9 protein-coding genes are annotated in these 12,261 nt (G+C 48.7%); 8 read left to right on the forward strand and 1 reads right to left on the reverse strand.

Features of this window, described 5'->3' with window-relative positions; translation table 11 throughout:
* Positions 1 to 155: 155 nt before the first annotated feature.
* Positions 156 to 467, reverse strand: a complete 312-nt coding sequence (locus DW125_RS02145; protein WP_240577250.1) for a helix-turn-helix domain-containing protein — start codon at positions 465 to 467, stop codon at positions 156 to 158.
* A 448-nt stretch (positions 468 to 915) separates the two neighbouring features.
* On the opposite strand from DW125_RS02145, the gene DW125_RS02155 reads away from it, so the two are divergent.
* The 8 genes from DW125_RS02155 (at position 916) to DW125_RS02190 (ending at position 12,220) form a co-directional block, all read left to right on the forward strand.
* Entirely contained in the window at positions 916 to 1,293 is a 378-nt protein-coding gene (locus DW125_RS02155; protein WP_005333524.1) for a hypothetical protein, read from the forward strand.
* A gap of 18 nt (positions 1,294 to 1,311) precedes the next feature.
* Positions 1,312 to 2,022, forward strand: coding sequence for a hypothetical protein (locus DW125_RS02160; RefSeq protein WP_005333522.1), 711 nt, complete (start codon positions 1,312 to 1,314; stop codon positions 2,020 to 2,022).
* A gap of 15 nt (positions 2,023 to 2,037) precedes the next feature.
* Positions 2,038 to 2,946 carry a hypothetical protein gene (locus tag DW125_RS02165; protein WP_117536979.1) on the forward strand — a complete coding sequence of 303 codons (909 nt, stop codon included), beginning with the start codon at positions 2,038 to 2,040 and terminating at the stop codon, positions 2,944 to 2,946.
* 1 nt (position 2,947) lies between these two features.
* Positions 2,948 to 4,639: a lysozyme family protein gene (locus DW125_RS02170; RefSeq protein WP_117536980.1), complete on the forward strand. Its 1,692-nt coding sequence runs from the start codon at positions 2,948 to 2,950 to the stop codon at positions 4,637 to 4,639.
* A gap of 10 nt (positions 4,640 to 4,649) precedes the next feature.
* Positions 4,650 to 5,270: a DUF5038 domain-containing protein gene (locus tag DW125_RS02175; RefSeq protein ID WP_158549877.1), complete on the forward strand. Its 621-nt coding sequence runs from the start codon at positions 4,650 to 4,652 to the stop codon at positions 5,268 to 5,270.
* Positions 5,267 to 8,464, forward strand: a complete 3,198-nt coding sequence (locus DW125_RS02180) for a TraG/VirB4 family ATPase (RefSeq protein ID WP_117536982.1) — start codon at positions 5,267 to 5,269, stop codon at positions 8,462 to 8,464. The genes DW125_RS02175 and DW125_RS02180 overlap by 4 nt, the downstream gene beginning before the upstream one ends.
* A 56-nt stretch (positions 8,465 to 8,520) precedes the next feature.
* On the forward strand, positions 8,521 to 11,790 hold the full coding sequence (locus DW125_RS02185) for a VaFE repeat-containing surface-anchored protein (RefSeq protein WP_242992885.1): 3,270 nt from the start codon (positions 8,521 to 8,523) through the stop codon (positions 11,788 to 11,790).
* 67 nt (positions 11,791 to 11,857) lie between these two features.
* Positions 11,858 to 12,220: a hypothetical protein gene (locus DW125_RS02190; protein WP_040015509.1), complete on the forward strand. Its 363-nt coding sequence runs from the start codon at positions 11,858 to 11,860 to the stop codon at positions 12,218 to 12,220.
* Positions 12,221 to 12,261 lie beyond the last annotated feature (41 nt).

Raw genomic sequence — 12,261 nt, forward strand, 5'->3', positions numbered from 1 at the left:
ATCATAGTCATCCTTTAAGAATTAGTTTTATAATGCTTTTAGGATTACTATATCAAATCTTGCAATCACTTTCATCATAAATCGCATATTTTTATGTGTTTTATTGCATATACAACTTTCAAAAAAACTGCCTGCGGCAATTTCGCAGACAGCTTCTATTTCATCATCTCTTCAATTATCACATCCAGCATCCGAAGCACGCTTTCCTGCTTCTTCGGTGTGAGCCCTTCCAGCTTTCCTTCCACTACAGAAGTATGTTCCATTCTGGTAAGAGGAATCACTTCCTTCAGCACTTCATTCGGTTCCGCACCTAATACATTCAACAGCTTTACAAATGTTTCCATCGTAGGTGTTTTCACTTCCCGCTCAATCGCACCCAGATGGTTGGTACTGATATCCACCAGTTCAGCCAGTTTCTCCTGCGTAATTCCTGCCTCTTCCCTGTACCTGCGGATTGCCTTTCCCATTCCTTTCACACGCACACCTCCTCCTTCCAGTATTCACTAACGCTTAAAGCATTAGTCATGTAAATCCAGTATAATTGGTTGCAAATCACGCTTACAGTATCCATAAGGATTGCATTTACAACGCTTTTAGCGTTGGTCACGTTTTTGGCACTCCATCGTCTGTAACTGGCACATTCCTGCGATTGTAGCGGTAATTTACCCATGTTAAAATTGATATTGTCAAAATTATATGCAGAAGGAAACGCAGCACTGCCTTATGGGAAGCCTCTCCTGCGGCAAATAAGCTGCGTTTTTTCTGTAAGATAGGAGGATCTTTACAATTTCATACTTTGATTTAGGACGCAGCCTGCATTGACCGGGCTGCGTCCTTTCTTGAGGCAGGAAAACCATAAGCAAAGGCAGGGGAGGTAATTCTCCTGCCGCTCTTATAAAAAGGAGGTATCTTTACGTGAAACACAAACTGAAAAACGCTCCGCCGGACACAAAACGGCATGTCAATTATGGCAGATGCCTGTATGCTGCATTTCTGGCTGTCACAGTCCTCTGCGGATATACACAGCCGGTTTTTGCCGCTACCATCTGGACCAAAGCCAATGAGATCATGAAGGATGTCTATAACCAGATTATCCTCATTTCCACCATTGCTGCAGTCGTAACGGCATCGGTTGCCCTTCTGATGATGAATTTTTCCAAAAGCGGAAAAACCGTGGACGAATCACGTGCATGGCTCAAGCGTATCGTCATTACCTGGGCGATCTTAAACGGGCTTGGCTTTATCATGGCTTACATCACCCCGTTCTTTGCAGGCGGAAAATGGAACGGATAGACGAAAGGAGATGCCACTATGGGAATACTTGACGGAATCGTGGAATGGATTGCCGAACAGGTCATGAACATTCTGGATCTGATCACCACTTCAGTCCTCGGTGCTCTGGGCTGTTCCATGGATACGTTTCTTCGCTACTTTCCTGCAGCCGAGACCATGTATCAGGTCTTTCTGGCACTGGGCATCGGGCTGATCCTCTTAAACTGGGTATGGCAGCTCTTTAAAAATTACTTTATGGGAGCCGGTATCGAAGCGGAAGATCCCATTAAGCTGTCCATCCGTTCCTTCCTCTTTATCTTTCTCACCTTCTATGCGAAAGATATTGTGGATCTGCTCCTGAAGATTTCAGGAACACCGTACAACTGGATTTTGACGGAAGACCTGCCGCCTTTAAAATTTGCGGATTTTAACTCCGTAGTCACAGTCATCCTAGGAGTCTGTGCAAATGGGGCGGTAGCCATCATTGCACTGATTCTGGTACTGATTCTGGCGTGGAACTACATCAAGCTGCTCTTTGAAGCGGCAGAACGTTATATTCTTCTGGGGGTACTGGTCTACACAGCCCCGGCAGCTTTTTCCATGGGTGCCAGCCAGTCAACTGGAAATATCTTCAAAAGCTGGTGCCGGATGCTTGGCGGCCAGTTCTTTTTGCTGCTGATGAATGCGTGGTGCCTGCGGCTGTTTACTTCTATGGTCGGCACCTTCCTTGCCAATCCGTTATCCCTATAAGAAAGGAGGACCAAAATGAAACTTAGAAAGAAACTCATACCATTCCTGGTATTAACTGCCTGTCTGGTACTGTTTTGCTCCATGCCGGTCTTTGCAGCGGAGCTTACGGAAGCAGACGTGGAAGCGGCAGTTGCCAGTCAGGGAAAGGAGGCGGTAACCGGAAATGTCTTCGTCTGGTTCCTGTGTGCCATTGCCTTTTTAAAGGTATCCCAGAAAATTGATTCTTTTCTGGCATCGCTTGGCATCAATGTCGGCAATACCGGAGGAAACATGATGGCTGAACTTCTGATTGCAGGACGGAGCCTGACCGGTTCCATGCGTTCCCATGGTGGTGGCGGCTACCGCAAAGCCTCTTCTCCCGGAAGTGCGGCTGTCGCAGGAAGCTTCCTATCCGGCGGGCTTGCCGGAGCAGTGGGAAGACAGGTACAAAGGGAAGCGGTCAATTCCGCAACCGGTTATACCGAACACAGCAGTATCGGGAACATGCTTTACCAATCATCCCTGAACAAAGGCGGAGACTTTGCCAATCAGGTCATCAGCAACATTGCACAGGGAAATTACGGTCAGGTGGGTTCCATCAAGGGAGCAGACGCACAGAAAGCCTTTACTTCCTATATGGGCATCAAGCCGGGCGGCGGTTCTTCCTATGATAATGTAGAAATCGGCGGCGGACGGATCACCGGTACCGAAACCGGAAGTTCCGGGAACCGGGATTTTGCCCTGTACCATGCCGACCAGTATGCAGCTCCGACTCAGGGCTCCTACTCTACGGTACAGTCCGTGGACGGTTCCACCTGGTACAAGCAGTATGCACAGGATACGGTCGAAAAAACACCATATACTTCCGGCAGCGGCAAAGTAGCCTACAATGAATCCATTGTCCAGAAACTACCGCCAGCCCCACAGCGAAAGGAGCGTATGTAACATGCCAAAAACAGCCTTGATGGGCAGTCCTCTTGCTGTCATCGGTACAGTATTCCGGCACAGGCGCACCCTTGCGAAAACCGGAGCAGCCGTCGGCGGTGTACTGATGCTTCCCATGCTGTTCCTTGTCATGCTTCCGGGACTCGTCTTCGGAGACCTCTCTGAAAATACCGGAGCACTGACCAGCAACACGGTAATCAGTGAAAATATCCGGGCTTCCAATCAGGCAATCGTGGAGGTGCTTCAGGAAAGCCATGATGCACTGCTTGCTAAGATCAATGCGGAAATTGCCAGACTCCCGGAAGGAGATACTGCCTCTATCAGCGATCCTTACGCTTCCAGTATCATCGTAAATGCGAACCAGCTCATCGCACAGTTTTGTGCCAGCCAGGATGACTATAAAAATATAAATATCAGCAAACTCAAAAGCCTTATCCGGGAAAACGAGGACGGGCTTTTTTCTTATGACGTTACTTCAGAAACGGTCACGGTGGAAGTTCCGGCAGAAGAGGAAAATGCACCACCCAGAAAGGTTACTTTTACCCGCCATACCTACACGGTCAGCTATGCCGGAGATGCCTACTTTGCAGATCACGTCTTTCATCTGACCGATAAGCAGAAAAAAACGGCAGACAGTTATGTGGAAAACCTGACCATGTTCTTTGGCTGCTCCGCTTCCGGTCTTGCCATGGCGGTGGGTGTCAGCGATGAGGTGCTGGCTTACCGGGCTACCATCCAGCAGGTCGCACAGAAATATGGCATGGAAGCTTATGTGGAACTCCTCATGGCAGTCATGATGCAGGAAAGCGGCGGGCGTGGAAGCGATCCCATGCAGGCGGCAGAAGGCGGCTTTAATAAGAAATACCCCCATGTCCCCAACGGCATCACCGATCCTGCTTATTCCATCGAATGTGGGATTCAGGAATTAAAGTATGCACTGGATAAAGCAGGATGTACCGGACCTACCGACCTGGACCGCATCAAGCTGGCGCTTCAGGGTTACAATTACGGCTCCGGCTATATCGACTGGGCAATGGAACGTGACGGCGGCTATACCAAAGAAAACGCCATTGCTTATTCGGATATGATGTGTGCCCGTCCGAACTGGCATTATGACCGGTATGGGGACAAGGAATATGTGGAGCATGTTCTCCGGTATTATCAGATTACCAATACCGGCGGAAGCTATCCGGCAAATGGAATGCAGATTCCCCACTATCTCCAGACCGATTACGGAAACATCCCTTATGGCGGCGGCTCCATCGCATCTTCCGGATGCGGGCCTACCAGCTTTGCCATGATCGCCAGCTACCTGACCGGGAACACTATTACCCCTCCGGATGCAGTGGCATGGTGCGGGAATTCCTATTACAAGCCGGGAGTTGGAACCTACTGGAGCTACTTTCAGGCTGCAGCCAGTCATTTCGGCTGTGGCAGCGTCACACAGACCAGCAATGCCAATACGGTACTTCAGGCACTCTCCGAAGGCCGTCCGGTCATCTCCTCTCAGCGGGCAGGACTTTTCACCAGCGGCGGGCACTTCATCGTGCTCCGGGGTGTTACGGCAAACGGCAAGGTACTGGTCAATGATCCCAATGACAGTGACGCAAAGAACTATATTAACCGTGAATTTGATATGATGTCGGAAATCCATGCCACGGCAAATGCCTACTGGATCTTCGACAAAAAATAAAGGAGCCATTATGAACAGAACAAAAGTGATTCTTTCCATTTTCCTAATGCTGTTTCTGCTGCTTGCCGGACTGGTTCTCCCCAGTTTCTGGAAAAGCCAGAAAAAAGAAGCTTCCGGAAACAAAGGCAGGGAACCGGCAAAGGAAACAACAGAAACAAATTCTGATACCCCCATGCCGGAATATCTGGATTTTGATGCTTTAAAAGCATTTTTCTCCGACAGCCAGATTGCTTCTCTCAAAGAGCAGTTTCCTGTCTACCTAAAAGAGTATGTCAAAAAAGAACAGACAAGCATCACCTTCCTGCCGGAAAAAACCAGCTACCCTACCGAAACAACCGTCTGCCTGATGTTTTCACTTTCCGATCAGGATACGCTTCCGGTTACCTACCACACCCCGACGGGTGTGTTTTTATTTGGAGAAGACGGGGTACAGGTCTCTGCAGATACAACTGTTTACGAAAAACAGACAGATGATTCCCTGCCGTCCCAGACTTCGCAGGACATCGAACACCTGCAGGAAGGCGGGTATCCGGATACTTCTGACAGCCCGGAAGCTCCGGACACAGAATCCGGCAGTGCCTCTGTGCCTTCCAAAGATGCGAAAGATACGAAAAAGGAGGTGCAGCCATGACACAGCCAGAAGAAACACCGGTTTCCTTTATCCCGCCCAACTTCATTGAGAAAGGCAAGATCCTAAACGGAACTTTTGACATCCGCAATGCCATAGAAAGCATTGTTCTTTCCCTGGCAATTGGTATCCCTGTTTCCCACCTGCCGCTGTCCCTGACTGCCCGCATCATCATTCTCTGCATGACCGCACTTCCGGCGGCAATGGTAGCCCTGATTGGAATCGGCGGAGAGAGCATCACTGCCTTTCTGATGAATGCCTTGCGTTTTGTAGTGAACCGCAGGGTAATCTGGAGGTCCGACAGTCTTCCGGAAGGAAAGCCACGCAGGAACCCACGTTCCAAAGAGCCAAAGACAAAGAAACACCGGAAAGCAGAAAAAACGGCAGAGCCTTCCAAAGTAATGGCATCGGCTCCCCCGCAGTCTGAACCGGACGCACCAGCCCCGCCAAAAAGTAAAAAAAAAGAACACCGACAGTTTGATACCTCCACCAAGCGGGGCATCAAAAAACAGGCAAAGGAAGATATCCGTTATCTAAAGTGGGAGCAGAAAGAAGCCAGCCGACAGAAAAAAGAGGCGGCGAAACAGATAAAAATCCAGAAAAAAACGGAAGCCCGGAGACGAAAGGAGGAAGAAAAACGGGCAGTTTCCGAAAATCGGGCGGCAAAAAAAGAGCAGAAAAAGAAGGTGGTTTCCAAGAAGGACGCCTCATCTGCCACGGCAAACCCCGTTTCCCGGAAAAAGCGAAAGAAAGACCAGACCTTGGAGGATTATCTTCCGGTGGAAAAAATCGAAAACGGGATCGTCTATACCACAGACGGACGGTACGTGAAGATCCTGGAGATTGAACCAATCAACTTCCTGCTTCGAAGTGCCAGAGAACAGCAGGGCATCATTTACAGCTTTATCAGCTACTTAAAGATCAGCCCGGTCAAACTCCAGATCAAGATGATCTCCAAAAAAGCAGACATCAATAAGCATTTGGAGCAGTCCCGGCTGGAGCTGGAGCGGGAAACCGATCCTCATTGTCAGGAGCTGCAGCGTGACTACATCCAGTTTGTCCAGAACTTAAGTTCCAGAGAAGCAGTATCCAGACGGTTCTTTCTGATTTTTGAGTATGAACCCTTCAATGCCAACCGGAAGGAGGAGGAACGGGAAATCCTTGCCGCCCTTGAGACGGCATCCCAGACTGCCAAAACCTTTCTGTACCAGTGCGGGAATGAAGTGGTCACCCATGACAATGAGGATGAATTTACCACAGATGTCCTGTACACACTGTTAAACCGTACCCTTTGTACGGAGGTTCCGCTTCCGGACCGGATCAGCACTGTACTGTCCGCCTATACAAAGGAAAACCGCATGGAGGAACTGGATCACATCCGGATCAACGAGTTTCTCGCACCGGAAAGTGTGGATTTCAAGCACTCCCATTATGTGCAGATCAATGGGCTTTACCATTCCTACCTGCTTGTGCCGTCTGACGGCTACAAAAACCGGGTAACTCCCGGATGGCTGTCACTCCTTGTCAATGCCGGGGAAGGGATTGATATTGATTTCTTTCTCCAGAAACAGCCAAAGGACAAGATCCAGCAGCGTCTCGGTCAGCAGATCCGTATCAACCGTTCCAAATTAAAGGATGCGTCCGATACCAACACTGACTATGATGACCTGAATTCTGCCATCCGCTCCGGATATTTTCTGAAGCAGGGACTTGCCAACAACGAAGATTTCTATTACATGAATCTTCTCATCACCATTACCGCTTCCACTCTGGAAGAACTGCAGTGGCGGATTCAGGAAATGAAAAAGCTCCTGATTTCGCAGGATATGAACTTACACTCCTGCTACTTTTTGCAGGAGCAGGGCTTTCTCTCCTCTCTGCCGCTGGCAAATCTGGACAAGAAGCTTTTTAAGCTGTCCAAGCGGAACGTACTGACTTCCGGGGCGGCAAGCTGCTATCCCTTCGTCAGCTACAGTATCTGCGATGATAACGGAATCCTCTTTGGGGTAAACAAGCATAACAATTCCCTGGTCATTGCGGATATCTTTGATTCCAGGCAGTACAAGAACAGCAACATCTGTATCTTAGGCTGTTCGGGAGCAGGAAAGACCTTCACCATGCAGACCATGGCACTAAGGATGCGAAGAAAAGGCATCCAGGTGTTCATCATCGCTCCCCTAAAGGGACACGAATTTTACCGGGCTGCAAGGAATGTCGGCGGAGAATTTATCCAGATCTCCCCTGCCAGTAAAAACTGTATCAACATCATGGAAATCCGGAAGGTAGACAATTCTGTAAATGAACTTTTAGACGGACCGACCCTCGATGCCTCCGCACTGGCTGGCAAGATTCAAAGGCTTCACATCTTCTTCAGTCTGCTGATCCCGGATATGTCCCATGAGGAGAAGCAGCTTCTGGATGAAGCCCTGATCAAAACCTATGCCTTAAAAGGGATTACACATAAAAATGAATCCCTGACAGATCCGCAGCATCCGGAGCAGTACAAAAAGATGCCCATTCTGGAGGATGTCTACAATGTCCTGCTGGAAAGCGAAGATACGAAGCGTCTGGCGCACATCTTAAACCGGCTGGTTCATGGTTCTGCTTCTTCCTTTAACCAGCAGACCAATGTGGACCTGACCAATAAATATACGGTACTGGATATCTCCGAACTGACCGGTTCCAGCGATCTTTTAACGGTCGGCATGTTCGTAGCCCTGGATTATGTCTGGGATAAAGCGAAGGAAAACCGTACCGAAGAAAAAGCCATCTTTGTCGATGAGGTCTGGCAGCTCATCGGTGCATCCAGCAACCGGCTTGCAGCGGAATTCGTACTGGAAATTGCCAAGATCATCCGGGCTTACTCCGGAGCCGGCATATTTGCCACACAGGATCTGAACGACTTCTTTGCTCTGGATGACGGGAAGTACGGCAAGGGTATCATCAATAACTGCAAGACCAAGATCATCCTGAACATGGAGGATGAAGAGGCACAGCGGGTGAAGACTATCCTGCATTTATCGGAAACAGAAGTAATGAACATCACCCATTTCCAGCGGGGCAACGGTCTGATCTCAACCAACAATAATAACATCACTGTGGAATTTAAGGCTTCCAATCTGGAAAAGGAGCTGATTACCACAGATCGGCAGGAGCTTCTGGAAATCCTTGCGAAACAGAAGAAACAGGCTGTGTAACTTTGGGCAGCACTGACGCTGCCCTTTTCATTTGAACTTCAAGAAGGAGGAGACTTATGTTACAGACATACAAATCCTATACCAGACGGACGCTGGCTATGCTGCTGGCAGTCCTTGTCGCAGTCGGCGCATTGTTTTCCGGCAGTTTTCCGGTTCATGCAGCCGACGGCACCATCAGCTATAAGGCAGGTGCCAATATCCCTTACGGTAGCTATTTTACCTCCCGCATGAGCTTTGACGGGAGCAATACTGCCTACTGCGTGGAACCACTGAAGAAAACCCCTTCCTCCGGTTCCTATTCCTATGACCTTTTAAGCCAGAACTCCCCGCTCAGAAAAGCGCTCTACTACTTAAACGGCGGCTACGGCTACGATAAAGTCGTCAAGGATAAATATTTCAGTGGCTGGAGTGATGATAACAGCTATGTCATCGGACATCTGGTTGTCGCTTACATCTATGCCGGTAATTCCGCTGACACCGGAGCTTTCCATGGCGCTCCGCAGTCCTATATTGATAAAGCACTGGAAGTAGCCAGTGCCATCCCGGGACTTCCGAACCCGCCGGAAGACTTCCGGGCATTCATCGTTCCGGGACAGGGCAGCCAGACCATTGCCGGAAGCTGGTATCAGGTTCCAAACGGCTGGATCGAACTGAAAAAATCTTCTGCCAACGGAAGTATATCGGACGGGAATCCGAATTACAGCTTAAAGGGTGCTGTGTATGGAATCTATCAGGGTGAGAAGCTCATCCAGAAACTGACCACCGATGAAAACGGGTATGCCAGATCCGGCGAACTGGAGGAAGGCGATTATACCGTAAAAGAGCTCTCTGCTTCCAAAGGCTACATTGTAGACACCAAAGCTCACAAAGTCACTGTAAAAGCAGAACAGACTTCTGCTGCAAACGTAACAGAGATTCCGCAGAATAATCCTATGGATCTGGTGCTTGAAAAGCTGGATGCCGAAACAAAGAAAGCCTCCCCACAGGGAGCAGCTTCCCTTGCAGACGCAGAATTTACAGTCAAGTTCTATACCGAGCAGTCTGACAGTGATCCTGCGGAAGCTGGAAAGAAACCGGCACGTACCTGGGTATTAAAAACAGATGTTTCCGGAAAGATGCATTTTACCAAAGATTCCTTTGTAAGCGGCGATGCCTTTTACTATACCAGTGATGGCAAGACCGTCTGTCTTCCGCTCGGTACCATAACGGTACAGGAAAGCAAAGCCCCTGCCGGATACCAGCTCAATCCAACTGTCTTCGTACAGAAAATTACAGGTGACGGTAAGCAGGAAACGGTTTCGGTATACCAGTCTTCTACCGTAGAAGAATCTGTCATCCGTGGCGGAGTGAAGATCCAGAAACGTGACAGCGAGACCGGAGAAGCAAAACCGCAGGGTTCTGCCACATTGGAAGGTACTGTCTTTGCGATCACTACGTTAAATGAAAATCCGGTATTAGTAGACGGAACATCCTACACGAAAGATCAGGTTGTCCTTACACTTACTGCCGATAAATCCGGTTCTGCTGCAACTGCAAAAGATGCTCTCCCATTCGGACATTACCGTGTGGATGAAACAACTGCACCTTCCGGTTATCTGAACAGCGGAAAGATCTCTGTAGAATTTGACATCACAGAACAGGGAAAAATCGTGGAACTGACTGCAAAAGACAATTCCATCTCCAATCAGGTCATCCGCGGGGATCTGGAATTTGTCAAGATTGCTGACGGCAGCCAGAATCGTCTGGCAAATGTTCCATTTAAGATCACTTCCAAAACAACAAGTGAAAGCCATGTGATCGTAACAGATGCCAATGGTTATGCCAGCACTTCCTCAAAATGGAACAAACATACATCCAATACCAACCGTGGCGAATCTCCAGAGGACGGCATCTGGTTCGGCACATCCAAACCGGATGATTCCAAAGGAGCATTGATTTACGATACTTACATCCTGGAGGAACAGCGTTGCGACTCCAATAAAGGCATGGATCTCTTAAAATTTGAAGTTAAAGTTTATAAGGATTCTGTAACTGTACGGGTTGGAACTCTGACCGATGATGCCATTGAGATCGGCACGACTGCTCTGGATGCCGAGACCGGTACACACATGAGCCAGCCGGCAAAAGAAGTGACGATTGAAGACGTTGTGGAATACAAAGGCTTGAAAAAAGGCCAGAAATACAAACTGACTGGAACGTTAATGGACAAAGAAACAGGCGAACCAATCCTTGTGGATGGAAAACCGGTGACTTCCAAAACAGAATTTACTGCAAAGAAATCCTCTGGCTCCGTCAAAGTAACCTTTACCTTTGATGCAACTTCCTTAAAGGGCAAAACAACCGTTGTCTTCGAGGAATTATATCAGGATGAGATGCAGCTTGCAGTCCATACCGACATCAACGATGAAGACCAGACCATCTATTTCCCGGAAATCAAGACTACTGCGAAAGATGCGGACACGAACTCCAATATTTCCTGTGCAAAGAAAGAAATCACGCTGGTGGATACGGTTTCCTTTAAGGGGCTGGTTCCTAACCATAAATATGAAGTGACCGGAACTCTGATGGATAAAGAAACAAAGAAACCAGTCGAAACAGACGGAAAACCGGTGACAGCAAAAGCATCCTTCAAGCCAAAAGAATCCGCTGGTACGATAGAGGTTACCTTTACCTTTGATGCCAGCTCCTTAAAAGGGAAAACGGTAGTTGTCTTTGAATCCCTGGCTTACAAAGACAAGGAAGTTGCCGTACACGCAGACATTGCAGATGAAGGACAGACTATTTACTTCCCGGAAATCAAAACCACAGCCAAAGACGGCAGTGACGGGGATCAGGATGTCTCTGCTTCCAAGGAAGCGACTATCGTAGATACGGTCACTTATCATGGTCTGATGCCTGGATCTGAGTACAAAGTCATCGGAACCCTGATGAATAAGGAAACCGAAGAGGCTTTGTTAAAAGACGGAAAACCAGTTACCGCTCAGGCAGAATTTAAAGCAGAAAAAGCTGGCGGCTCTGTGGAAGTTACCTTTACCTTCGACGCTTCTGCTCTTGCCGGACAGGATGTGGTTGTCTTTGAAAAGCTCTACTATACAGACGGAAAAACCGAACATGAGATTGCTTCCCATGAGGATCTGAAGGATGAAGGTCAGACCGTACACATGACGGAGCTTCCGAAAGAACCGGAGACGCCTCCGGTAGCTCCGCCTGTAAAGACCGGCGATGAGACGCCGCTTCTCCTATATGCCGGAATCGCCATAGCTGCACTTGCAGGTGCAAGTGTCCTGGGCATCGTTTACTTCAAACGCAAAAAGAAACATCAGTAACTCATAACGAAGACTCCTGCAGGCAGCTCCCACATGGAACTGCCTGCTTCTTTAGTAGGTGATGAATATGAAACACCCCCACTGCAAGACAGATGCCAAGCACATCCGTCATTTTCTGAACCTCTGTGAAGGGAACTGGCACTCCTGTATCTACGTCTGGTGCCGCACTTGTAACGCACAGGAAAGCTGTGAGAACTCCGGCTTTTTATTCCATCCGGATGAAACGGGAAGCCCCTGCATCCTCCCTCTTTCAGATGCAGCGCTTTTGTTTCCCCGGATACCGGAGCCAACCGAATGTACCGGAAGCATGAGCATTGCTGCTTTTACAGAGCTTTATCTGCCCTATCTGGCCGCTCAGAAGCTGCCATTAAAGCCATGCCCCATTCCGGCACTGCTCCGGCTTCAGGAGAACCAGCAATATGACTGGTAACAAAAAGTTGCACTTTCAGGCTCTTATACGTACAGGATATG

The organism is Dorea sp. AM10-31, assembly GCF_003435815.1.
GTDB lineage: Bacteria > Bacillota > Clostridia > Lachnospirales > Lachnospiraceae > Dorea_D > Dorea_D hominis.

Coding starts and splice junctions, on each gene's coding strand:
- DW125_RS02145 (WP_240577250.1), bottom strand. CDS start 467: ATGGGAAAGGCAATCCGCAGGTACAGGGAAGAGGCAGGAATTACGCAG.
- DW125_RS02160 (WP_005333522.1), top strand. CDS start 1,312: ATGGGAATACTTGACGGAATCGTGGAATGGATTGCCGAACAGGTCATG.
- DW125_RS02165 (WP_117536979.1), top strand. CDS start 2,038: ATGAAACTTAGAAAGAAACTCATACCATTCCTGGTATTAACTGCCTGT.
- DW125_RS02170 (WP_117536980.1), top strand. CDS start 2,948: ATGCCAAAAACAGCCTTGATGGGCAGTCCTCTTGCTGTCATCGGTACA.
- DW125_RS02175 (WP_158549877.1), top strand. CDS start 4,650: ATGAACAGAACAAAAGTGATTCTTTCCATTTTCCTAATGCTGTTTCTG.
- DW125_RS02180 (WP_117536982.1), top strand. CDS start 5,267: ATGACACAGCCAGAAGAAACACCGGTTTCCTTTATCCCGCCCAACTTC.
- DW125_RS02185 (WP_242992885.1), top strand. CDS start 8,521: ATGTTACAGACATACAAATCCTATACCAGACGGACGCTGGCTATGCTG.
- DW125_RS02190 (WP_040015509.1), top strand. CDS start 11,858: ATGAAACACCCCCACTGCAAGACAGATGCCAAGCACATCCGTCATTTT.